A 23,263-nucleotide genomic window follows, 5' to 3' on the forward strand; every position below is an offset into this window, starting at 1 on the left:
ATGTCGCGCGCCGCCAGAGGTTCCTTCGGTGTCGCTATCGGTCGCTCACTCCGCCGCCTGCGCCTTGGCCGGGGTCAGCAGCGGTTTCAGATAGCGTCCGGTAAAGCTGCCCTCGACCGCGGCAACCTTTTCCGGGGTGCCTTCGGCGACGACGCGACCGCCCTTCACCCCGCCTTCGGGGCCCATGTCCAATATCCAGTCGGCGGTCTTGATGACGTCCAGATTATGTTCGATCACCACCACGGTATTGCCCTGTTCCACCAGTTGGTGGAGCACTTCGAGCAGCTTGCGCACATCCTCGAAATGCAGCCCCGTCGTCGGTTCGTCGAGGATGTAGAGTGTGTTGCCGGTCGCGCGTCGCGCCAGTTCCTTGGCCAGCTTCACCCGCTGCGCCTCGCCGCCCGACAGTGTCGTCGCCTGTTGGCCGACCTTGACGTAGCCGAGGCCTACTTCTGCGAGCATCGCCATCTTGTCGCGGATCGGCGGCACCGCCTTGAAGAACTCGACTGCGTCCTCGACGGTCATGTCGAGCACGTCGGCGATGCTGTGCCCCTTGAACTTCACCTCCAGCGTCTCGCGATTGTAGCGCGCGCCGTGGCAGACATCGCATTCGACATAGACGTCGGGCAGGAAGTGCATCTCGATCTTGAGCACGCCGTCGCCCTGGCATGCCTCGCACCGGCCGCCCTTCACGTTGAAGCTGAACCGGCCGGGCTTATAGCCGCGCGCCTGCGCTTCGGGCAGCCCGGCGAACCAGTCGCGGATCTGGGTGAACGCACCGGTATAGGTCGCCGGGTTCGACCGCGGGGTGCGGCCGATCGGCGACTGGTCGATGTCGATCACCTTGTCGAGATATTGGAGCCCGGTGATCTTGTCATGCTTGCCCTGCACGATCCGCGCGCCGTTCAGCGTGCGCGCGGCGGCGGCATAGAGCGTGTCGATGGTGAAGCTCGACTTGCCCGATCCCGACACGCCGGTGATGCAGGTGAAGGTGCCGAGCGGCAGCGACGCGGTGACGCCGGTCAGGTTGTTGGCGGTGGCATTATGCACCGTCAGCTTCTTGCCATTGCCCTTGCGACGCTTCTCCGGCAGCGGCACCGATCGCGTACCGTTGAGGTAATCGGCGGTGATCGATCCCTTGGCCTTGAGCAATTGTTTCAGTGTGCCCTTGGCGACGACTTCGCCGCCATGGACGCCGGCACCTGGCCCCATGTCGATCACGTAATCGGCAGTGCGGATCGCATCCTCGTCATGCTCGACCACCAGCACGGTGTTGCCGAGGTCGCGCAGCCGCCGCAGCGTGGCGAGCAGCATGTCATTGTCGCGCTGGTGCAGGCCGATCGACGGCTCGTCGAGGACGTAGAGTACGCCCGACAACCCGCTGCCGATCTGGCTGGCGAGGCGGATGCGCTGGCTTTCGCCGCCCGACAGCGTGCCGCTGGTGCGGTCGAGGTTCAGGTAATCGAGCCCGACATTGTTGAGGAAGCCCAGCCGCTCGACGATTTCCTTAAGGATCGACTGGGCGATCGCTTTTTGCTGATCGTTGAAATGCTCGGGCAGCGCCTCGAAGAAGCGCAGCGCGTCGACCACCGACAGATGGGTGGCATAGGCGATGTCCTGCATCGCCACCTTCACCGCCAGCGCCTCGGGCTTCAACCGCGCGCCGTGGCAGGTCTCGCACGGCTGCGACGCCTGATATTTCGACAGTTCCTCGCGCATCCACGCGCTTTCGGTCGACAGCATCCGCCGGTTGAGGTTGCCCAGCACCCCCTCGAACGGCTTCTTGACGTCATAGGACTTCTTGCCGTCGATGAAGGTCAGCGTCACCGGCTTGCCGGCGGTGCCGTGCAGGATCACCCGCTGCGCCTCTTCGGGCAATTCCTTCCACGGCGTGTCGAGCGAGAAGGCGAACGCCTTCGCCAGCGATCCCAGCACCTGCATGTAATAGGGCGAGGGCGGGTTGGACTTCGCCCATGGCACCACCGCACCCTTCTTGATGCTCAGCTCGTGATTGGGGACGATCAGGTCCTCGTCGAACTCCAGCCGTTCGCCAAGGCCATCGCACGCCGGGCACGCGCCTTGCGGCGCGTTGAAGCTGAACAGGCGCGGTTCGATCTCGCTGATCGTGAACCCGCTGACCGGACAGGCGAATTTTTCCGAGAACACGATGCGGTTGTCGGGGATGCCGGCACCTTTCAGCTTGCCGGTCTGCGGTGCGGCCTCGGTCGCACGATCGCCTTGTTCGCTGGGGATCGGCGGATTGCCCGACTGCGCTTGCGCGACCGTGGTGTCGACCAGATCGACATAGGCCAGCCCATCCGCCAGCTTCAGCGCCGTCTCGAAACTTTCGGCGAGGCGCGTCGCCGCTTCCGGGTTCACCACCAGCCGGTCGACGACGATCTCGATGTCATGCTTGAACTTCTTGTCGAGCACCGGCGCATCCTCGATCAGATGCACTTCGCCGTTCACCCGCACGCGCTGGAACCCGGCCTTCTGCCACTCCGCCAGCTCTTTGCGATACTCGCCCTTGCGCCCGCGCACGACCGGGGCCAGCAGCAGCAGCCGCGTGCCCTCGGTCAGCGCCAGTACCCGGTCGACCATCTGGCTGACGGTCTGCGCGCTGATCGGCAGGCCGGTGGCGGGGGAATAGGGCACGCCGACCCGCGCCCAGAGCAGGCGCATATAGTCGTAGATTTCGGTGACGGTCGCGACGGTCGAGCGCGGGTTGCGGCTCGTCGTCTTCTGCTCGATCGAGATGGCGGGGGAGAGGCCCTCGATATGCTCGACATTGGGCTTCTGCATCAGTTCGAGGAACTGGCGCGCATAGGCCGACAGCGATTCGACATAGCGCCGCTGCCCCTCGGCATAGATGGTGTCGAACGCGAGGCTCGACTTGCCCGACCCGGACAGCCCGGTGATGACCGTCAGCGTGTCGCGCGGGATGTCGATGTCGACGCCCTTGAGGTTGTGCTCCCGCGCACCGCGGACGGAGATATGGGTCAGGCTCATGCGGTCCGTTCTATCTTCGTTCTTGTGGATTGGCCAGACCGGGACATGGGGTTCGCGCCGTCTGGTTTCGAGGGGGCAAGTTTGCCGCGCCAGTCGAGCGAGCGGCGGTTGAGGTCGGCCATGTCCCGGGTTCCGGCGATCGCCGCCTCGCCCAGCGCGACCGCCCGTTCGAGGATGGCGACGTCGGCATGGGCATAGGCGGGGCGCCCCGCAACGTGATCGTACCACCGCCCGCCACAGGCGTTGTCGAGCAGGATACGCTGGAAACAATGATCGGCGCGGACCGGCCAGCCGCGCGACCGAGCGAGTGCGGGCAGGGTCCGGCGGGTCAGTTCCATCCAGCGGGCTTCGAGCGCGGGTCGATCGTTCACGCCGGCAGATCGACGGTAATCCGCCGCCAGCGAGCCTCGACCATGCTGTAGACCCCGAATGCGATGAAGCCGAGTCCGGTCGCGGCGAGAAGCCATTGGCCGCCCGACTGGCGCTGCAACGTCGCAAGGGCATGGGCCATGCCACCCACCTTGCTGGCATTGGCCGCCCATGCTGCCGTGGCGAAAAACACGGCGATCAGCGCGAAGACCAGCGCCCGCGCGCCGTAGCCGATCCGCCCGATCGTGCAGACATGCGCCGGGATCGGTGCGCCCGCCGAAAGGTCACGAACGAAACCGCCGTCCCATGCCTTCTTCGCCTGTTGTGCCGCCGCCGCGATCAAGCCGCAGGCGACCAGCGCCACCAGTCCGCGGCCAAGCGGCTGGTCGAGCAGCCATGCGGTCCAGTCCTGCGTGCTTTCCTCGCCGCCCACCCGGCCACCGGCGTTGATAGTGTGCATCGCCAGTCGCGCGGCGGTCCATGCGAGGATGACATGGGCGATCCCGCTGATCGCATGGCCGGCACGCCGGAAGGCGCCTTTCAGCGACTTTGCCCGCGCCTCGGGGTCGGTCAGCGCCTCGGTCAGCCGCCACAGCGCATAGCCGGCCAGCCCCGCCGCCATCAGCCCCAGCAGCACTTCCCCGAACGGCTCGTCGGCAAGGCTGGCGATCGCGCCCTGATTGTCGCCGACCTTGCCGCCGCGCAACGCGGCATCGATCGCGAACCACCCGACGATCCAGTAGACGATGCCACGCGCCGCAAAGCCGAGACGGGCGAGAAGGGTAGCACCGGTACGGGTGGTCATCACGGGCAAGGCTTTCGGACAGGGCGTTCGGATCGTTTCGCTGCGCCAACCAATCGATATGGAGCGAAGTTCCGGTGCGTTACGCTTGCCCGACCGGCGCGGACGATGCTGCTTGCGAACGGCGGCGGCATGCGGAATGGTCATGGTCCGGCAGGGAGGAACAGAGCGGATGATGCGGTGGACGATGGCGGCGATGCTTCTGACGGGACAGGCCCCCGCCACCGCACCGCTTGCTCCGGTTTCCGGTTGGAACGTGGAATATGCCGACGACCTTTGCGTCGTCAGCCGGACCTATGGCGATGTAGCAACGCCAATCACCATCGGATTCAAGCCGACGCCGTTCGGCGATACCATCCAGTCGGTGGTGCTCGGTCCACGCTCGCGGCTCGGTCCACAGGGCGAGATCGACGTCACGCTATCGACCCCGTCCGGGACCGTCGACGAACCGGGGAAGGGGACGCGCGTCCACCTGCCCGACGGCAAGCGCGCTGCGATCACCTATTATATTTCCAGACAATCGCTGGAACGGCTGGTCGACAGCCCTGTCGTGACGATCCGTGCCGGACGCAGCGCGCCGCTGACGGTGGCATTGTCGTTGCGGCAACCGGTCCTGGCCGCATTGAGACGCTGCGAAGCCGATCTGTTGCAACATTGGGGATATGATGCCGCCAGGATTGCCGCGGTAGCAACCCGTGCCGGTCCGGCACCGGGCGACAATCCCAAACGCAACTGGATCACGCCCGACGATTATCCGACCGCCGCCTTCATCGCGCGCAAGCAGGGGCGGGTGCTGATCGGCTGGACGATCTCGCCGCAAGGGCGGGTAGCGGATTGCAGGATATTGCGATCCTCGGGGGTGGCGGATCTGGATACGGCCGCCTGCGACGCCGTGACCAAGCGCGGGCGCTACAGTCCGGCACTGGATGCCACGGGCAAGCCGGTCGAATCCTATTCGACGCGCTACGTGACCTGGCAGTTGCCGGGCTAAGGCCGCGCTCACCTGCCGAACGGCAGCAGCGCCTCGTACACCTCCAGCGGCGGCTTGTCCGCCAGCCGCATCCCCTGTCGCAACAGGAAGGCGTGCCGCACGATCTCGCCCTGCTGTTCGATGCCATAGGCGTCGAACGGCTTGGCCGGTACGATGGTGTAGCGATAGCTGCACAACGGATGCCGCATCAGCGGCAGCCAGTAGCGGCCACGATGCTGCGTCTGATGGATGTGCATCATCTCGTGCAGGAACAGCGCGGCAAGGTCGCGCCCGGCCGATGCGAAATCGTCGCGATAGAGCGTGCCCTGCGGATGGAAATGGATGCAGCCGGTCGGCGCCATCGCGACCTGTTTTGGTTGGAAGAACGCCCATTTGGCGTTCGCAACGCGCGCCTGGTCATAGGCGATCGTATCGCCGAACATCGTGCGGGCGAGATCGACTTCGGCCGGAGTGAGCGGGCGCTTCATTCGGGAGCCGGATCGCCCGCACCGATCACCCGGGCGGTAACGGTGACGTCCCCTTGCCGGTCGAACCGGAAGGTCAGCGGGATCGTGCCTCCCGCGCGCGGATCGCCGGTCAGATCGAACAACATCGCATGCGCGCCGCCGGGTTTGAGAGCGGCCGTCCGGTCGCGTGGCAGCGGCAGGCGTTGCAACGGCCGCATTCCGGCCATGCCGCCATGACCGTTCATGCTCTCGTGCAATTCGACGCGGCCCGCCGCCGGGGTGGTGATGCCGATCAACGCATCGTCGGACGATCCGGGGAAGAGGATGGCATAGGCCGCCGCCGGCCGTCCCGGCACGGCGGGCAGGCGCACCCAGGCGTCATCGACTGTCGTCGGCGGCTGACATCCCGCCAGCATCGCTGCCATCATCAGCCCCGGCCACCGTGTCTTCACGCCCACGCTCCCACTTCGATACGGTTCCCTATGCCCGGCATAATCTTGCGGCAAGGCGAACCCTGCCTATATCCGCCGACGTAACGACCCGTGAGCGCCTCCCCAGGCGGCGGGTTTCAGGCATTCTTTCAACCCGGGGGCCAATGAGGGACCATGGCTAAAGTTATCGGCATCGATCTGGGCACGACCAACAGCTGCGTCGCGGTGATGGAGGGCGGAAGCCCCAAGGTCATCGAAAATGCGGAAGGCGCGCGTACTACGCCGTCGATCGTCGCCTTCGCGAAGGACGGCGAGCGGCTGATCGGCCAGCCCGCCAAGCGTCAGGCGGTGACGAACGGCGACAACACGATCTTCGCGGTGAAGCGCCTGATCGGCCGCCGCTTCGACGATCCCGTCACCAAGAAGGACACCGAGCTGGTTCCCTACGCGATCGCCCGTGGTCCGAACGGCGATGCGTGGGTGAAGGCGGGTGGCGAGGAATATTCGCCGTCGCAGATCAGCGCGTTCATCCTGCAGAAGATGAAGGAAACGGCCGAATCGTATCTCGGCGAAACCGTGACGCAGGCGGTCATCACCGTGCCGGCGTACTTCAACGATGCCCAGCGTCAGGCGACCAAGGACGCCGGCAAGATCGCCGGCCTCGAAGTGCTGCGCATCATCAACGAGCCGACGGCGGCAGCGCTTGCCTACGGTCTCGACAAGGACAACAACAAGACCATCGCGGTCTATGACCTTGGCGGCGGTACGTTCGACATCTCGGTTCTCGAGATCGGCGACGGCGTGTTCGAGGTGAAGTCGACCAACGGCGACACCTTCCTCGGCGGTGAGGATTTCGATGCCAAGATCGTCCAGTTCCTCGCCGATGAGTTCAGGAAGGTCGAAGGCATCGATCTGACCAAGGACAAGCTGGCACTCCAGCGGCTGAAGGAAGCCGCCGAAAAGGCCAAGATCGAGCTGTCCTCGACGCAGACGACCGACGTCAACCTGCCGTTCATCACGGCGGATGCGACCGGTCCGAAGCACCTCGTCAAGTCGATCACCCGCGCTGATCTGGAACGGCTGGTCGAGGATCTGGTCAAGCGGACGCTGGAGCCGTGCAAGAAGGCGCTGGCCGATGCCGGCGTGCAGGCGAGCGCGATCGACGAGGTCGTGCTGGTCGGCGGCATGACGCGCATGCCGCGCGTCCGCGAAGTCGTGAAGCAGTTCTTCGGCAAGGAGCCGCATACCGGTGTGAACCCCGACGAGGTCGTGGCGATCGGTGCCGCGATTCAGGCCGGCGTGCTGCAGGGTGACGTGAAGGATGTGCTGCTGCTCGACGTGACCCCGCTGTCGCTGGGCATCGAGACGCTGGGCGGCATCATGACGCGGATGATCGATCGCAACACGACCATCCCGACCAAGAAGAGCCAGGTCTATTCGACCGCCGACGACAATCAGCAGGCGGTGACGATCCGCGTGTTCCAGGGCGAGCGCGAAATGGCCGCCGACAACAAGATGCTCGGCCAGTTCGATCTGGTCGGCATTCCGTCGGCCCCGCGCGGCGTGCCGCAGATCGAGGTCACGTTCGACATCGACGCCAACGGCATCGTCAACGTGTCGGCCAAGGACAAGGGCACCGGCAAGGAACAGCAGATCCGCATCCAGGCCTCGGGCGGCCTGTCGGACGGCGACATCGACCAGATGGTGCGCGATGCCGAGCAGTTCGCTGAAGAGGACAAGAAGCGGCGTGCGTCGGCCGAGGCCAAGAACAACGCCGAATCGCTGATCCACACGACCGAGCGCCAGTTGGCCGACAATGGCGACAAGGTCGACGCTTCGCTCAAGTCCGAGATCGAGGCGGCGATCGCCGAGACGAAGTCGGCGGTGGAGAGCGGCGACAGCGAGCGCATGACCGAGAAGAGCCAGGCCCTGGCGCAGGTCGCGATGAAGCTGGGTCAGGCGATCTACGAAAAGCAGCAGCAGGCCGAAAGCGCGCCCGCTGCCGATGCCACCGCGGACAAGGCCGACGACGTGGTCGACGCCGAGTTTTCGGAAGTGGACGACAGCCAGAAGGCGTAACCAACGCCCCTCCCTCTCCCCCTTGGGGAGAGGGCCGGGGAGAGGGGGCATCGGGCGGGTCGTTTCGGACAACCCCCTCTCCCAACCCTCTCCCCTGAAGGGGAGAGGGCTTTTTAATGACCACCGAAGTCGATTTCTACGAACTGCTCGAATGCGAGCGCACCGCGGATGCAGGCACGATCAAATCGTCCTATCGCAAGCTCGCGATCCGGTATCATCCCGACAAGAACGCCGGCTGCAAGGACAGCGAGGCCAAGTTCAAGGCGATCAACGAGGCCTATGACTGCCTGAAGGATCCGCAGAAGCGCGCGGCCTATGATCGCTACGGCCATGCCGCCTTCCGGCAGGGGGCGGGCGGCCCCGGCGGCGGCGGCGCGCAGGACTTCAACGGCTTTTCCGATATTTTCGAAAGCGTGTTCGGCGAATTCATGGGCGGCGGGCGGCAGGGCCGTGCCGGCCCCCGGCGCGGCGCCGACCTGCGCTACGACATGGAAGTGTCGCTCGAGGAAGCCTATCACGGCCATCAGACGCAGATCACCGTCGATGTCTCGACCGCGTGCAGCCCGTGCGGTGGCAGCGGCGCGACGCCGGGCACCAAGGCGCGGACGTGCCAGACCTGCGCCGGTCACGGCAAGGTGCGGGCGCAACAGGGGTTCTTCGTCGTCGAACGCGCCTGCCCGATGTGCCACGGCGCGGGGCAGGTAATCGCCGATCCATGCCCGGTCTGCAACGGCGAGGGCCGGGTCGAACAGACCAAGACGTTGCAGGTCAACGTGCCCCCCGGCGTCGACGAGGGCACGCGCATCCGGCTGACGGGTGAGGGTGAGGCGGGTGCGCGCGGTGCGCCGTCGGGCGACCTCTACATCTTTCTCCACGTCAAACGGCATGCGCTGTTCGAGCGTGAGGGCACGGCGCTCCATGCCCGCGCGCCGATCAGCTTCACGACGGCGGCGCTGGGCGGGACGATCGATATTCCGGGGCTGGACGGCGCGACCCACAGTATCCGCATTCCTCCTGGCATCCAGTCGGGCAAGGAACTGCGCCAGCGCGGTGCGGGCATGCCGGTGCTGCAGGGACGCGGCCATGGCGACATGGTGATCCATATCGAGGTCGAGACGCCGACCCGGTTGTCGGCGCGGCAGAAGGAACTGCTCGAAGCCTTCCGCGAAACCGAAACCGGTGAGGAATGCCCCGAGTCGAGCGGCTTCTTCGGCCGATTGAAGACCGCCCTCGGTGGCTGAGTGGCGTCGGGCGACGGTGGCGGATGCGTCCGCCGTCGCCTGCCTCGCCCGCGCCGAACTGGGCGAGTATGGCGAGGCGGCGGAACTATACGCCGAGCGGATCGCGCTGGCCCCGGAGGGATGCCATGTGCTGATCGCCGACGATACGGTCGTCGGCCATTGCATCAGCCATGCGTGGCGGCGGTTCGCGCCGCCGGCGATGCACTCGATGCTAGGCAGCGTTCCAACGAACGCCGACTGCTGGTATCTCCACGACGTCGTCGTCGCGGGCGAGGGGCGGGGACAGCGTGCCGTCGAGCGGTTGCTGCCACTGCTCATAGAGGCAGCACGCGCGAAGGGCATCGAAACGCTTGCACTGATCGCCGTCGGCGGGGCCGACGGATACTGGTCACGGCTCGGTTTTCGTCCCGTGGCCGGCGGCGCGGAGGGGTTCGGACCCGACGCCGTCTATATGGAACGTCCCGCCTAGCGACCGATCCGTTGCAGCGGAAGCGTCGCCCCAGCGAAGGCTGGGGCCTCAAGCGGCTCCTGTCTCGCGCTATCCGCGAGAGATCCCAGCCTTCGCTGGGATGACGCATGCTTCATGGTGGCTGGACTGGCCTTCAATCCGCTCGCCATCCCGGCTTGGGCCGGGACGACGGCCGTTACCTCTCAAACGCAGCGCGGATCGCGCTCTGCCGGGCCGCTGCCCCGGGTCGCCCACTCGCCGCCCGGCGTCTTGTATTTCTCGCCCGGCTTGGTCTGGGCGACCAGGTTGCAGCCCGAAACGAACGCGAACTGCTCGACGGTCGCACCGGCCTGCGCACCGCGGGTATAGGCCGCCTTGCGCTGGATATTGATGTTGGCGACCAGCGCGCGCAGATCGGCCGATCCGCCACCGACGACACCCAGATAGCCATCGGGCTGTTCGCCGACCTGCCCGGCCGCGCGCGCCGCCTGGTAGGCCGGATCGCGCTGCGCCCATGCGGTGCCCGCGATTCCGCCGATCGCCACCAGCGCCGCTGCGGCAAGGCCGAATTTAACAAATGCGTGCATGGTCAGAATATCCCTGGATTGTCCTGGATCAGCGTCTTCGCCTCACCATCGAGACGATACACCACTTCCTGCGTGATGTTGATGTTGAGATTGATGACGATCGGTTTGTCGGGCGCGGAAACGTTCACGCACCCACCGGCGGCCAGCGCCGCCGCTCCAATCGTCAGGAATCGCATCCTCGTCACCGTTTCGCTCATGGCACAGTCTCGCTTTCGGATGGCTGAATGGTGGTATCGAGCGGGGCGGGGGGCAAGCCCTGTTCCTGCCGCCGCTGTTCGGCTTGGAGTGCCGGCAGATTGCGCTCGATCAGCCGTTTGGGATCGTAATAATTCTGCACCGAATCGATCAGTTGGCGGAAGGGCGCCTTGATCCGCACGTTGAACACGAACGGCAGCCGCGCGAGGCGGCGGATCAGAAAATTGCTGTAGGTGCCCTGACCCTGGCTGACGCCCGAGAAGCGGATCGCCGTCACCATCTCACCCGCCAGTGGCCCGTCCATCTCGATCGTCAGCCCGCGATAGTTCATCGACTTCAAAGCCTGGAACGCCAGATTGCCCCAGAAGCCGACATCCTCCTTGGTCACGTCGCCGACGTAGGACAGGTTGCCCGACCCACGCGATTGCAGCTTGCCGCCCTCGATCCGTCCGCCGTTGGCATCGAAGATCATCGGCAGCACGCCGTCGAACGTGCCCGATGCGTTGATGTTGTCGAACTGGAACTGTTGCAGGAACAGTCCGGCGTTCACGCCGGTCACGCGGAAGGTGAGCCGGCGCTGCTGGTCCTCCGCGAAATCGAGAATCGTCGGCTCCAGCACCATCTCACCGCCGCCGATCGGCCAGCGCCCGCCCTCGATCTGGACACGCTGCCCTTCGATCAGGCGATAGCGGACGACGCCATCGGTGACGGCGATGCCCGGGTTGACCTCGGCAAGCGTGACGACCTGTCCCGGCGCACTGACAAGGCCGAGCAGGTCGGTGAAGCGGATTTCGCCCGACAGGCCGCTGACCGGACCGAAGGCGGCGGCAAGATCGGTGCCGGCGGTGCGGAAAGTGCCGGTGCTGGTGACGCCTTGCGGCGACCATGCGATGTCGCCGCGTCCCGACACGCTGCCCTTCACATCGGCGACGACGCCGAAGGTCAGCCGGGTCAGTTCGTTCGGCTGGAACGAATCGCCGAAGGTGATGCCGGGCACGTCGAGCACGGCTCTGCCGCGACCGCTGGCGAGATCATGGGTGATCGCCACGTCGGTGACTTTCACGCCCTTCGCCGGGTGTTTCAGCGTGCCGCCCGCGCGGATCGCATTGCCGTTCAGCGTCAGGGTGAAGTCGTCGCTGCGCAGCGGCTCGAACCGGGGGGCGGCATCGGCATCGCGCACGCCGACCGTGCCGTTCAGCGTCAAGATGCCTTGGCGCAATGCCCAGTCGCCCGCCGCCTCGCGGATCAGCAGCGGGACGTTGCCGATCTGGCCTTCCCCCCCGGTGAACCCGCCGGTGACGCTGCCATTCGCGATCCGTCCGGTCAGGCTGGCGATATCAAGGACGCTCATCCGGTCGGGGCCGCCGAGCCGGGTCCGCACGCCGCTCAGCGCGAAGCCGAGGTTGCCCATGCCGAACCGCGCGTCGGTCGCACTCAGCGTCAGCGGCGATCCGCCGAGCATCCCGTTGAGCGTCAGCGGACCGGCCGTCACGCCGCCGCCGATCCGGCCGTTCGCCAGCCGCAGCATCGCCCCGTCGATCGCGCAGAGCCGGGTACGAACCGGCGCAAGACGCAACGCCGATACCCGCAACCGATCGAACGCAACCGGGGTGCAACCGGGATTGACGCTGACCGACGTCGCCCCGTTCCAGCGCGCGTCGATCGGCAGGCGCAGATTATCGATTCGCCCGTCGGCAAGCGGCCCCGACAGCGTCGCTTCGGTTTCAATCCGGGTGCCGCCGTCGGGGGCAACGCGGAAGCGGACTGGCGTGAGCGCCAGTCGGGCGTCGCCGGCGGCGTAGGGCCGGACGATTGCCGTGCCGCTCACCGCCGCGCCCGGCGCGGACTGGCGCAGGCGGACCCGCGCATCGGGCAGGCCGCCGCCGGCCATCGCGACCATGCCGTTCAGCGTCACGCCCTTGCCCGATACCCACTGCACCGGCCCGTCGGTTAGCGAGAGACGCGCTCCGCTGGCGCTGCGTACGGCGGCACTGTCGATCCGGGCCACCAGAGGGCGCGCCGCCAGCCGCGCGGTCACATCGAACCGGGTCGCGGCCCGTGCGGCGGCAGCGGCGGCGGCGCGCGCGAGCGGATCGAGCGGCGAACCGGCGGCGACCCGCCCCGCCGAAGCGATGCTGGCGATCGTCGCGCGCGGCAGCGTCACGCCAGCGGCCGACACCCGTCCCTCGAACGCCGGCGCTCCTTCCAGCGCGTAGCGGCCATCGATGCCGAGCCCCGCACCGCTCGCCTGCGGCAAGGCGAACGCACCCGAGGTAAGGTCGATCGTCCCGCGCGTCGCGCCGGCCCGTCCGTCGAAAGCGATGGTGCCGGCGATGTCGGCGACGCGCGTCGTAGGGGCAGTCACGCGCGCGGCGCGGATGCCGGCCTTGCCCCGCCAGCGATCGAACGCTTCGCCGAGCGACAGGTCGAGATCGGCGACCGGCGCCACCACCGCGACCTCGCCACAGGCGGCCCGTTGCGCCCGGACCGGTCCGGTCACCGACGGTCGCCCGCCCACGATGCGCACTGACAGCGCGCTCGCCAGTCGTTCGATCTTGCAGCCGTTGAGCGCCAACGCTTCGGACACCGCCGCCAGTCGCCCGGTGAAGCCATCGCGCAACCGGCCCTTGCCCGCGACCTTCAGGCCGACGATGCCATAGGGCGTGGTCAGCCGGATGCGGCCATCGTTCACCGCGACGGCGAAGTCCGGCAGTGCGAACGGCTTGCCCGAGGGCGGCGGCAAAAGCTTGTCGATCTCCCCGAACGATACCGTGCCGTCGGGGCTCAACGTAGCGCGCAACCGCGCCTGACCGACGCGGGCACCGGTCACGCGCGCGCCGTTCAGCCCGATATTGGTGTCGACATCGACCCAGTCGGCGACCAGATCGGGGCGGCTTGGGTTCCCGATCACCACGTCGACCAGCCGTTGCCGCCCGAAGCCGATCTCCGCGACCCGGTAGCGCGCGCTGACGCCGCGCCGTTCGAGTTCGCGGCGGACGAGATTGTCGGCGATCGGCTTGCGCTGCGTCCACAGGAGCGCCGCGATCGACAGGACGATCAGGCACACGACCAGCAGCACGCGCACGAAGCGCCGCCGCATCCGGCCGCGTGGGCGGGCGTCGGTCGTCACCGCGTCGCTGTCGCCACCGCTCAGACCATCCACTCCGCTGCCACGCCCCGTCTCGTTGCCGCTCCACCGCGTCAGGTCAAGCGCGGCAAGCCCCGAGCGGTTCCGCCAGCGCAACGAAAAGTCGCTGTCGCTGACCTCTCGCACAGGGCCGGCCGATCCGCTACCGGTGGTCGGCGATGAGCACGCCAGACACCGACGGCACCGGCCACCGCGCGCGCCTGCGCGAGCGTTTGGTGACTCACGGTGGCGAGGGTCTGCTCGATCACGAACTGATCGAATATCTGTTGATGCTCGTCATCCCACGCCGCGATACCAAACCGCTCGCCAAGCTGCTGCTCCACGAATTCGGCGGGATCGGCGGATTGTTGGCGGCGGATCCGCTGGCGCTGGGCAAGGTCGCCGGCATGGGCGAGCATTCGGTCGCCGCGATCCGCATCGTCCAGTGCGTGGCGACGCGGATGTTGCAGGCACAGGTCATCGCCCGGCCCGTGCTGTCGAGCTGGCAGGCGCTGCTCGATTATCTCCACGCCGATATGGCGCACCACGCGATCGAACGGATTCGCGTGCTGCACCTGAACAGCCGCAACATGTTGATCCGCGACGAACTGGTGGCCGAAGGCACGATCGACGAAGCCCCGATCTATACCCGCGAAGTGATCCGCCGCGCGCTCGACCTCGGCTCGGCGGCGCTGATCCTCGTCCACAATCACCCGAGCGGCGATCACAGCCCCAGCCGCGCCGACATCGACCTGACCCGCACGATCGCGGCGGCGGGCAAGCCGCTGGGCATCACCGTCCACGATCATCTCATCATCAGCGCCAAGGGCCACACCAGCCTGCGCTCGCAAGGAATGATATGAAGACCGAAAAGCAGAAGATGATCGCCGGCGAGCTGTATGACGCCAGCGACGCCGAACTGGTCGGCGATGTCGCCGCTGCGGGGGCATGGATGGACCGCTACAACGCCTCGCTGTCGTGGAGCCCCGACGATCGCCTGCCGCTGCTGCGCGAACGGCTGGCGCGGGTGGGGGCGGGGGTCAACATCCGCCCGCCGTTCCATATCGACTATGGCTACAACATCACCGTCGGGGACGCGGTGTTCGTCAACTTCGGCTGCGTGATCCTCGACGTGTGCGCGGTCACGATCGGCGACCGGACGCAGATCGGGCCGGGCGTGCAGATCCTCGCGGCCGATCACCCGCGCGATCCGGCGGTGCGCGCGCAGATGGTCGAATTCGGTCGGCCGGTGACGATCGGCGCGAACGTATGGATTGGCGGCGGCGCGATCCTGTTGCCGGGCATCACGGTCGGCGACGACGCGCTGATCGGTGCCGGCGCGGTCGTGACCCGTGACGTGCCGGCGGGCGCTACCGTCGTCGGCAATCCGGCGCGGGTGCGATAAAAAACCGCCGGGATTTCTCCCGGCGGTCAAGTGCTGCATCAAAGGGGGCGTGCCGGAAATCAGGCGCTCTGGCTCAGGAAGCTCGTCAGTTCGGCCTTCGACACCGCCTTCGACTTGTCCTTGTCGGCCTGCGCGAACGCCTGTTTCACCCATGCCTTCACGTCGGGCTTGTCGGCCGAGGTGGCGGGATCGCTCGCCGAGCGGAGCGCGACCATCCATTCGCCGAACTGGGATTCGGTCAACTGGCCCTTCCCGTCCTTGTCGTATTTCGGGAATTCGGCCTCGACGATCTGCGCGATCTGCTCGCCCGACGCGGGCTGGCCGGCTTCGGCGGTCGTCTGCACGGTCTGCGTCGCGGGATCGGGCTGCGTTGCCGGAGCGGCCTGTTCCGGGGCGGCGGCAGTCGTCGCATCGCCCGGCGCCGTCGTCGGCGCGGCGGGTGCAGTCGTCTGGGCGGGGACGGCGGTTTGCGCAAATGCACTGCCCGAAATCAGTAGGGCACTGGCGAAAAGAACTGGCTTCATCATCGAATTACTCCTTTACGGATTGGTTCGGGTATTCAACGCCGCGTTCCATGTTGTCTGGAACGACTTGGCGGTGACGGAACCCATCTATGTCGTTTCGGTTTCGATGAAACCCCCGTCTGTCATATTTCTGTCGCACGACAGGCTCGATTCACCCGCGACATGTTGCTAGGGCGCGGCCAACCGTTCGACGCTCCAGAACTTCAGAAAGGGTCCGCCCATGATTCCGCGCTACTCCCGCCCCGAAATGTCCGCGCTGTGGCAACCGCAGGCCCGGTTCCGCATCTGGTTCGAGATCGAGGCGCATGCGACCGACGCGCTCGCCGATCTGGGCGTGGTGCCGCGCGAGGCGGCCGACAAGATCTGGGCGATGAACGACGCCGATTTCGATGTGGAGCGGATCGACGAGATCGAGGCGGAGACGAAGCACGACGTCATCGCCTTCCTGACCCATGTCTCCGAACGCACCGGGCCGGAAGCGCGCTTCCTGCATCAGGGGATGACCAGCTCCGACGTGCTCGACACCTGTCTTGCGGTGCAGCTCGCCCGCGCGTCGGACATATTGCTCGCCGATCTCGACCGGCTGCTCGAGGTGATCGAGCGCCGTGCCCGCGAACACAAGCTGACCCCGACGATCGGCCGCAGCCACGGCATCCATGCCGAACCCGTCACCTTCGGCCTCAAGCTGGCGCAGGCCTATGCCGAGTTCGATCGCTGCCGCACGCGGTTGAGCAACGCCCGCGCCGAAGTGGCGACCTGCGCGATTTCGGGCGCGGTCGGCACCTTCGCCAACATTGATCCGGCGGTCGAGGCGCATGTCGCCGACAAGATGGGTCTGACGATCGAGCCGGTATCGACGCAGGTCATCCCGCGCGACCGCCACGCGATGTACTTCGCGACGCTGGGCGTCATCGCCGGGTCGATCGAGCGGCTAGCGACCGAAATCCGCCACTTGCAGCGCACCGAGGTGCTGGAGGCCGAGGAATATTTCTCGCCCGGCCAGAAGGGCTCGTCGGCGATGCCGCACAAGCGCAACCCGGTGCTGACCGAAAACCTGACCGGCCTCGCCCGCATGGTGCGCGGCTATGTAACGCCGGCGCTGGAGAATGTCGCGCTGTGGCACGAGCGCGACATCTCGCACTCGTCGGTCGAGCGCTACATCGGGCCGGACGCGACGATCACGCTCGACTTCGCACTCGCGCGGCTGGCCGGGGTGATCGACAAGCTGGTCGTCTATCCGGCGCGGATGGAGAAGAACCTCAACAAGATGGGCGGCCTCGTCCATTCGCAGCGCGTGCTGCTGGCGCTGACCCAGGCCGGGGTCAGCCGCGAGGATTCGTACCGCTGGGTCCAGCGCAACGCGATGAAGGTGTGGGAATCGGACGGCGAACTGTCGCTGCTCGAACTGCTCAAGGCCGATGTGGACGTCGCCGCCGCGCTGCCGGCGGAGGAGATCGAGGCGCGTTTCGACCTTGGTTATCACTACAAGCACGTCGACACGATCTTCGCCCGGGTGTTCGGCGAGGCGTGATATGCGGAGGGGGAGCGGCAGGCGTTCTCCCCTCCATTCATCGTGCTGAAAGGTTCTCGCGCGAACGCTGTGGTTGACTCGAAACCGTCACCTTCCTAAAGCGCGGCTGCCTTGGCGGGCTCGCCATCCGGCGTATTTCCGGCCCGGCCGAAAGGTCTTGGGGAGGGATGATGGCGGAGAACGAGCCCGGACTGGACCCCTTGCCCGAAGATGCCCGGATCACGTCGCTCGACGAGCGGCTGAAACGGGCGAAGACGGACGAGGCGATCCGTACCGGACAGGCACGCGACGACGCCGGCGAGCGGAACTACCGCCTCGGCAATCGCGTGCTGGCCGAACTGATCGGGGGAATGGTCGGGGGGGCGGTGATCGGGGGAACGCTCGATTATCTGCTCGGCACCTCGCCTTGGCTCCTGCTCGTGCTGCTCTCGCTAGGGATCGTCAGCGCGTTCAGGAACATCATCAGGATTTCGAACCGGCGCCCGGACTGAACGTTTCGGGCGCCTTGGCATATCGGGGCGAAGCGACGTGGCGCAGGCAGGCAAGATCGATCCGATGCACCAGTTCGAGGTGCAGACGATCTTCAACATTCCGCTGGGCGACCATGTCCTGCCGTTCACCAATTCGGCGCTGTGGATGATCGTGGCCGCCGCCGCGCTGTTCGTGTTCATGATCGGCGGCATGAAGCAGCAGGCGATTCCGGGCCGCTGGCAGATGGCGGTCGAGGGCTTCACCGGCTTCATCGACAAGCTGCTGGCGGCGAACATCGGGCATGAGGGGCGCAAGTACCTGCCCTATGTCTTCTCGCTGTTCATGTTCATCCTGTTCGCGAACGTCGTCGGCCTGTTGCCCTTCGGGCTGATCGGGCTGCACCCGTTCACCGTCACCAGCCACTTCACCGTCACCGGCGTGCTGGCGATCGCCAGCTTCTCGATCGTGCTGGTCGTGGGTCTGTTCAAGCACGGCCTGCGCTTCTTCAGCCTGTTTGCGCCGAAGGGCACGCCGATCCCGGTGCTGATCCTCGTCGCGCCGATCGAGTTCGTGTCGTTCATGGTCCGCCCGTTCAGCCTCGCGCTGCGGTTGTTCGTCGCCATGACCGCCGGGCACATCCTGCTGAAAGTGCTGGCCGGGTTCATCATCAATTCCACCGCGACGGGCGTCGGCGTCGGGCTGCTGGTCAGCCTGCCGAGCTTTGCGCTGATGGTCGGCGTCTCGGCGCTCGAAATGCTGGTCGCCGGCGTGCAGGCCTATGTCTTCGCGCTGCTGACCTCGCTCTACATCAACGATGCCGTGCATCTGCACGACCATCACTGATCCCATCCAACCAACTGATTTACCTCAAGGAGTTTTCGACATGGAAGCAGACTCGATCAAGCTGCTCGGCGCCGGCCTCGCTGCCATCGGTGCGGGCCTCGCCGCACTCGGCGTGGGCAACGTGTTCGCCGCGTTCCTCCAGGGCGCGCTGCGCAACCCGTCGGCCGCCGCTGGCCAGCAGGGCAACATGTTCATCGGCTTCGCCGCCGCCGAGCTTCTCGGCCTGCTGGCGTTCGTCGTCGCCGTGCTGCTGATCTTCGTCGCATAAACCTACGTGACACCACCGGTGCGGGGATAGGCCCGCACCGGTCCGCCGGTGCCGTTCAAGGGGCCGGTTTCGGACCGGGCATCTGCCCGGCCGACCAATTGATACGGGACGTTTCATGCCGCAAATCGAGCAGCTTGCCGCGACGTGGGGGTCGCAGGTCTTCTGGCTGGTGCTGACCTTCGGCATCGTCTTCCTGGTCGTGGGCCTGGGCATGGTGCCCAAGGTGCAGGGCACGGTCGACCAGCGCGACAAGGGCATCGCCGCCGATCTCGCCGCCGCCGACGCGGCGCGGGCACAGGCCGATGCCACCGAGGCGGCATGGCGCACCCGCGAAAACGCCAGCCGCGAGGCAGCGCAAAAGCTGTTGGCTGATGCCCGCGCGCGTGGCGCTGCCGCGACTGCCGAACGGCTGGCCGTGGCCAATGCCGAGGTGCAGGCTCGCGTGACCCAGGCCGAGGCCGACATCGCCGCACAGAAGACCTCGGCGCTCGCCGAGATCGAGGGCGTGGCCGTCGGTGCCGCGCAGGCGATCGCCGAGCGCGTGGCCGGCGTGCAGGTCAGCGAACAGGACGCGCAGCGCGCGGTGAAGGCGGTGCTCCATGGCTAATCCACATATCGGTGGCGGGGCCGCCGAAGAAAACCTGTCGCAGGTGGTCCATAACGAGGGCCTGCCCAAGACCGGCAGCGACGCAGTCGAGAGCGCGCATGGCGGCGTGACGGGCGTGCCCCATCAGGAGCCGACCGCGCTGTTCCTCGACGCGACTGGATGGGTCAGCGCGGCGATGCTGCTGTTCCTGCTCGTGCTGGTGGTGAAGGGCGTTCCCGCCGTGATCGGCCGGCTGCTCGACGGACAGATCGCCGCGATCCGCACCCGGCTGGACGAGGCGCGCGTGCTGCGTGCCGAGGCCGAGGCGCTGCGCGACGAATATGCCGCGAAGATCGCCGGGATCGAGGCACAGGCCGCCGAGATGGTCGCGCATGCCGAGGCCGAGGCGCAGGGCCTGTTGGCGAAGGCCGAGGCCGACGCCGCCGACCTGACGCAGCGTCGCGCCAAGATGGCGACCGACAAGATCGCCGCCGCCGAGCGCGCCGCCATCGCCGAGGTCCGCGCGACCGCCGCCGATGCCGCCGCCAAGGCCGCGACGACGCTGATCGCCGAGCGGATGGCCGGTGGCGCCGACCGCGCGCTGGTCGACCGGACGATTGCCGGTCTGGGTGGTGCCCGGCTGAACTGATCCTGTTGCTGTTTGCGTGAAAGCGCCGCCCAGCCGACCGGCCGGGCGGCGCTTTTCCGTTTTTGCCACGGTCTCTTTCGGGTTTCCGGCCGTGCCCTTTCCTTGTCCGAGCCCGCAAATGGAGAACCGATATGGCATGGGCCATCTTGGGCGTTGCGGTCGTGTGCGAGATCATCTGGGCACTCAGCCTGAAATGGGCGGCGGGGCAGGCGACGCTGGCGGCGTCGGCAGTGCCGATCACCTTGTCGTTCGTGAACATGGGACTGCTCGCGCTGGCGATGCGCGGCATTCCGGCGGGGACCGCCTATGCAGTGTGGACGGGCCTCGGGGCGGTCGGAGTCATCATCGGCGGCGTGGTGTTGTTCGGCGAGCGGATTGCGCCGGCGCAGGCGGGGTTCATGGTGCTGATCGTGATCGGCGTGGTGGGCACGAAACTGTTCGCGCAGGGGTGAGGTAAACTTTCCAAACGAAGGTTACGCAGAGCAGCCCTTCGCAGGGTGCTGGTCGGACGATTTCAAGCAACGAACAGAGTATAGGGCGGGCGCGGTCTGTAGGGCAGCGCCCGCTTTTCTGCGTTCCGTCGCAGGGACCTCGACCGGCGCGGGGATGCGGCGTGGCGTTGGGCCGGCGAAGGTTACACCTGCGCGTCGTGGCAGGCGTTCCGGCCGATTGACCGGGGCGCGTTGGACAGGTCATGCTGCGGTTTCACCCAAGGGGGAGCGGGGCGGATGCGGTGGCGGGCGGTAGTGCTAGGCGCGGTGCTGACATTGGCGGCGTGCGGCGGCGGGCGGGAGATGCAGCAGCAGCGCTCCGATGCGATGATGGAGTATGACGTGCAGGAGCCGCCCGCCGGAGCGCCAGACGCGCCGCCGGCGTCGGGATCGCAGGTCGCGTACAGCTATACCGTCCGCTATGCGTTCGACCGGCCCGGCGTCGCTGCGGTGCAGGGGCAACAACTGGCGCTGTGCCGCAAGCTCGGCCCCACACGCTGCCTGGTCGTCAGCTCGACGCTCAATGATCCGGGGTCGGACGAGCATATCGTCACCGACGAGGCGGTGCTGCTGATCGATGCGCGTCAGGCGGAGGCGATGATGCGCCGCTTCGACGCGATCGCCCAAGCCGGCGGCGCACGCCGGGCGCTGCGATCGGTCGAGGCCGAGGATGTGACGCGGCAGATGATCGATGCCGAGGCGGCGGTCCGCGCCAAGCAGGCGCTGGCCGAACGGCTGCTGACGATCATCCGGTCGGGCAACGGCAAGGTCGGCGAACTGGTCGAGGCGGAGCAGGCCTACGCCAAGACCAACGAGGAACTGGAGGCGGCGAAGGCGACCCGCGCGACGCTGGCGCAGCGCGTCGCGATGTCGCGGCTGGCGATCAGCTATGCGTTCAACGACCTGCCCGGCGGATCGTCGCCGGTCGCGGCGAGCATCGCCACGGCGGGCGATACGCTGTCGAGCAGCGTCGCGGCGCTGGTGACGTTTCTGGTCGCCGCATTGCCATGGGTGGTGGTGGGCGTGCCGCTGTTGTGGGGCCTGCGCCGCATCGCGCGACGCCACGGGTGGCGGTTGCCATGGTGGCGGCGAAACGATGCGGTGGTGCCGGAGCGGGAGTAACGGTGTGATCGCGCACCGGGTCGCACCGTCTCCGATGGCGTTGCTCCGCGCGGGAGTGGACGGGGTTCGCTCCCGGGTCGTCGCACGCCGGGTGCGGGACGACGGGGTTGGCAACGACATCGCTGATGCCCGATCCGGCCGAGGACTGTGCCCGATGAGCGTTGCCGGGGGGGTCGTGGCCGGTATGACGATCGCCTGAGGGGAACATGATGTCGGGGATCAGACGTGAGGGGTTGGGGGCGTACGGTCTTGCGATGCTTTCGGGCGCGTTGCTCGCCATGAGCTATGCGATGAATCCCATATGGTGGGCGGCGTGGTTGGCACCGGCCCCGGTAATCGTCGCGACGTTGCGCGCGCCCGTCGCCGATCGACGCCGGCTTACCCTGCTGGCCGGCCTGATCGGTGGAACCAGCAGTTTCTCCTATCACCTGATGGTCGGCGGCTGGTTCTCCGCGATGCTGATCCTGGCCCTTGTCGCCGTGGCATGGTCGAGCACTATTCGTCTGGGCGTGACCTTTGCGGAGCGGCGGCAGCTTCTTCCCGCCGTGCTTGCCGTGCCGATCGGCTGGGCCGCGATCGATATGCTTCTGATCCATGTGTCGCCGCACGGCAGCGCCGGCAGCATCGCCTATAGCCAGATGAACGCGCTGCCGGTCCTTCAAGTCGCGAGCCTTGGCGGCATGCCGGCGATCACCTTCGTCGTTCTTCTCGCCGGCAGCTCGCTCGGGATACTGTGGGCAACGAGGGGGCGGATCGATCGGCGTGGCCTGCCGATGGTCCTTGTGGTTGCCGTGACGGTGATCGGGGCGACGCTGTCGTTCGGGTTCATGCGGCTGTCCGGGACGGCACCGGCACCCGGACTGTCGGTCGCGCTGATCGCGACGGACGGCATCCGATCCCAGCCTCGCGACTGGGATGTCTTTCGCGACACCTATGGTCGGGCGATAGCGCGCGTGATCGCCCCGGGCATGATCGTGCTGCTCCCCGAAGGCGTCGTCCGGCTTCCGGCCGTCGTTGCCGAGCGGGGCGCGCGCTCGCTTGCCGCCTATGCCGCACGGAAAAATGCGACGATTGTCGTCGGCGTCATCGTGGACGAGGCGAAGCGGATCACCAATCGCGCGCTGATCGCCCGGCCGGACGGCTCCTATCGCTGGTATGTGAAACAGCATCTGGTGCCCGGCGTCGAGGCAGGCATCACGCCCGGGCGCGCCGCCATCGTTCTGAACGGGACGGGCGTGGCGATCTGCAAGGACATGCATTTTCCGACGCTCGAACGCGACTATGCCGGTAAGGATGCCCGGGTGATGCTGGTGCCCGCGAACGACTTCGCGGTGGACGATTGGTTGACCGCTCGCATGACGGTCCTGCGCGGCGTCGAGGGCGGGGCCTCGATCGCCCGCGCGGCGCGGCATGGCATCAGCGTCGTGAGCGATCGTTACGGCCGCGTGATCGCCGAGCGTCGCAGCAATGCCGCGATGGGCATTTTGCGTGCCCGAATACCTGTCGATCCCGGTGATGCCACCATCTACGCCATGGTCGGAGACGTGTTTGGTTGGGGATGCGTGCTGGCCTGGATATTGCTGCTGGTCCTGCGTTCGGGCGGATTTTCGCGGGGCTTCGCGAGGGGCGGGTTCTAAAACGTCTCGAC

At 67.0% G+C, this 23,263-nt stretch carries 24 protein-coding genes; 15 read left to right on the plus strand and 9 right to left on the minus strand.

Translation table 11 applies throughout. The annotated features are described in order from the left end of the window. Positions 1-45: 45 nt before the first annotated feature. Genes uvrA through ASG37_RS10530 form a run of 3 tightly spaced genes read right to left on the minus strand, consistent with a single transcriptional unit; the run spans position 46 to position 4,183 of the window. Positions 46-3,009: an excinuclease ABC subunit UvrA gene (uvrA, locus tag ASG37_RS10520; RefSeq protein WP_055759443.1), complete on the minus strand. Its 2,964-nt coding sequence runs from the start codon at positions 3,007-3,009 to the stop codon at positions 46-48. Beyond that, the gene (locus ASG37_RS10525) at positions 3,006-3,380 is read right to left on the minus strand and encodes a GCN5-related N-acetyltransferase (RefSeq protein WP_200909734.1); all 375 of its coding nucleotides are present in this window, start codon (positions 3,378-3,380) and stop codon (positions 3,006-3,008) included. Before ASG37_RS10525 ends, uvrA begins: the two co-directional genes overlap by 4 nt. After that, on the minus strand, positions 3,377-4,183 hold the full coding sequence (locus ASG37_RS10530) for a DUF1206 domain-containing protein (protein ID WP_055759445.1): 807 nt from the start codon (positions 4,181-4,183) through the stop codon (positions 3,377-3,379). The genes ASG37_RS10525 and ASG37_RS10530 overlap by 4 nt, the downstream gene beginning before the upstream one ends. Before the next feature lie 169 nt (positions 4,184-4,352). Between ASG37_RS10530 and ASG37_RS10535 the strand changes: the two genes are divergently transcribed. Further along, on the plus strand, positions 4,353-5,171 hold the full coding sequence (locus ASG37_RS10535; protein ID WP_055759447.1) for an energy transducer TonB: 819 nt from the start codon (positions 4,353-4,355) through the stop codon (positions 5,169-5,171). Positions 5,172-5,179: 8 nt separating this feature from the next. Here ASG37_RS10535 and ASG37_RS10540 read toward each other — a convergent pair whose 3' ends face one another. Both ASG37_RS10540 and ASG37_RS10545 read right to left on the minus strand, forming a co-directional pair. Further along, on the minus strand, positions 5,180-5,638 hold the full coding sequence (locus ASG37_RS10540) for a hypothetical protein (RefSeq protein ID WP_055759450.1): 459 nt from the start codon (positions 5,636-5,638) through the stop codon (positions 5,180-5,182). After that, on the minus strand, positions 5,635-6,069 hold the full coding sequence (locus ASG37_RS10545) for a copper chaperone PCu(A)C (protein ID WP_156349119.1): 435 nt from the start codon (positions 6,067-6,069) through the stop codon (positions 5,635-5,637). The genes ASG37_RS10540 and ASG37_RS10545 overlap by 4 nt, the downstream gene beginning before the upstream one ends. Positions 6,070-6,222: 153 nt before the next feature. Here ASG37_RS10545 and dnaK point away from each other — a divergent pair, with 153 nt between their 5' ends. From dnaK to ASG37_RS10560, 3 genes are all read left to right on the plus strand, one after another. Then, a complete protein-coding gene (gene dnaK, locus ASG37_RS10550; RefSeq protein ID WP_055759456.1) occupies positions 6,223-8,127 on the plus strand; it encodes a molecular chaperone DnaK in 1,905 nt (634 codons plus the stop codon). 116 nt (positions 8,128-8,243) lie between these two features. Then, positions 8,244-9,368 carry a molecular chaperone DnaJ gene (dnaJ, locus tag ASG37_RS10555; RefSeq protein ID WP_055759458.1) on the plus strand — a complete coding sequence of 375 codons (1,125 nt, stop codon included), beginning with the start codon at positions 8,244-8,246 and terminating at the stop codon, positions 9,366-9,368. Then, positions 9,361-9,837, plus strand: a complete 477-nt coding sequence (locus tag ASG37_RS10560; protein ID WP_055759461.1) for a GNAT family N-acetyltransferase — start codon at positions 9,361-9,363, stop codon at positions 9,835-9,837. The genes dnaJ and ASG37_RS10560 overlap by 8 nt, the downstream gene beginning before the upstream one ends. Positions 9,838-10,019: 182 nt before the next feature. Here the strand turns inward: ASG37_RS10560 and ASG37_RS10565 are convergent, their stop codons facing one another. Genes ASG37_RS10565 through ASG37_RS10575 form a run of 3 tightly spaced genes read right to left on the minus strand, consistent with a single transcriptional unit; the run spans position 10,020 to position 13,872 of the window. Continuing rightward, on the minus strand, positions 10,020-10,403 hold the full coding sequence (locus ASG37_RS10565) for a YdbL family protein (RefSeq protein ID WP_055759464.1): 384 nt from the start codon (positions 10,401-10,403) through the stop codon (positions 10,020-10,022). 2 nt (positions 10,404-10,405) lie between these two features. After that, complete coding sequence (locus ASG37_RS10570; RefSeq protein ID WP_055759467.1) at positions 10,406-10,600, minus strand: YnbE family lipoprotein; 195 nt, start codon at positions 10,598-10,600, stop codon at positions 10,406-10,408. Further along, on the minus strand, positions 10,597-13,872 hold the full coding sequence (locus tag ASG37_RS10575) for a YdbH domain-containing protein (RefSeq protein ID WP_235525182.1): 3,276 nt from the start codon (positions 13,870-13,872) through the stop codon (positions 10,597-10,599). The genes ASG37_RS10570 and ASG37_RS10575 overlap by 4 nt, the downstream gene beginning before the upstream one ends. Before the next feature lie 32 nt (positions 13,873-13,904). On the opposite strand from ASG37_RS10575, the gene radC reads away from it, so the two are divergent. Further along, positions 13,905-14,588 (plus strand): RadC family protein, encoded by a 684-nt coding sequence (gene radC / locus ASG37_RS10580; protein WP_055759470.1) that lies wholly within the window; start codon positions 13,905-13,907, stop codon positions 14,586-14,588. Then, entirely contained in the window at positions 14,585-15,130 is a 546-nt protein-coding gene (locus ASG37_RS10585) for a sugar O-acetyltransferase (RefSeq protein ID WP_055759473.1), read from the plus strand. The genes radC and ASG37_RS10585 overlap by 4 nt, the downstream gene beginning before the upstream one ends. Before the next feature lie 59 nt (positions 15,131-15,189). Here ASG37_RS10585 and ASG37_RS10590 read toward each other — a convergent pair whose 3' ends face one another. Continuing rightward, entirely contained in the window at positions 15,190-15,654 is a 465-nt protein-coding gene (locus ASG37_RS10590) for an EF-hand domain-containing protein (protein ID WP_235525183.1), read from the minus strand. Positions 15,655-15,874: 220 nt separating this feature from the next. Between ASG37_RS10590 and purB the strand changes: the two genes are divergently transcribed. The 9 genes from purB (at position 15,875) to ASG37_RS10635 (ending at position 23,252) form a co-directional block, all read left to right on the plus strand. Continuing rightward, positions 15,875-17,185 carry an adenylosuccinate lyase gene (gene purB, locus ASG37_RS10595; RefSeq protein WP_055759479.1) on the plus strand — a complete coding sequence of 437 codons (1,311 nt, stop codon included), beginning with the start codon at positions 15,875-15,877 and terminating at the stop codon, positions 17,183-17,185. Positions 17,186-17,355: 170 nt separating this feature from the next. Next, positions 17,356-17,676, plus strand: coding sequence for an AtpZ/AtpI family protein (locus ASG37_RS10600; protein ID WP_055760504.1), 321 nt, complete (start codon positions 17,356-17,358; stop codon positions 17,674-17,676). A gap of 37 nt (positions 17,677-17,713) precedes the next feature. After that, on the plus strand, positions 17,714-18,499 hold the full coding sequence (locus tag ASG37_RS10605; protein WP_055759482.1) for a F0F1 ATP synthase subunit A: 786 nt from the start codon (positions 17,714-17,716) through the stop codon (positions 18,497-18,499). Positions 18,500-18,539: 40 nt separating this feature from the next. Continuing rightward, a complete protein-coding gene (locus ASG37_RS10610) occupies positions 18,540-18,767 on the plus strand; it encodes a F0F1 ATP synthase subunit C (RefSeq protein ID WP_055759484.1) in 228 nt (75 codons plus the stop codon). 115 nt (positions 18,768-18,882) lie between these two features. Next, a complete protein-coding gene (locus ASG37_RS10615) occupies positions 18,883-19,374 on the plus strand; it encodes an ATPase (protein WP_055759487.1) in 492 nt (163 codons plus the stop codon). Continuing rightward, positions 19,367-20,002, plus strand: a complete 636-nt coding sequence (locus ASG37_RS10620; protein ID WP_055759490.1) for a hypothetical protein — start codon at positions 19,367-19,369, stop codon at positions 20,000-20,002. The genes ASG37_RS10615 and ASG37_RS10620 overlap by 8 nt, the downstream gene beginning before the upstream one ends. A 131-nt stretch (positions 20,003-20,133) precedes the next feature. Next, positions 20,134-20,454 carry a DMT family transporter gene (locus ASG37_RS10625; protein WP_055759493.1) on the plus strand — a complete coding sequence of 107 codons (321 nt, stop codon included), beginning with the start codon at positions 20,134-20,136 and terminating at the stop codon, positions 20,452-20,454. 276 nt (positions 20,455-20,730) lie between these two features. After that, a complete protein-coding gene (locus ASG37_RS10630; RefSeq protein ID WP_082448237.1) occupies positions 20,731-21,615 on the plus strand; it encodes a DUF4349 domain-containing protein in 885 nt (294 codons plus the stop codon). Between the two features lie 254 nt (positions 21,616-21,869). Next, positions 21,870-23,252, plus strand: coding sequence for a nitrilase-related carbon-nitrogen hydrolase (locus ASG37_RS10635; protein ID WP_055759499.1), 1,383 nt, complete (start codon positions 21,870-21,872; stop codon positions 23,250-23,252). Positions 23,253-23,263: the final 11 nt, after the last annotated feature.

The organism is Sphingomonas sp. Leaf407 (assembly GCF_001425385.1).
GTDB lineage: Bacteria > Pseudomonadota > Alphaproteobacteria > Sphingomonadales > Sphingomonadaceae > Sphingomonas.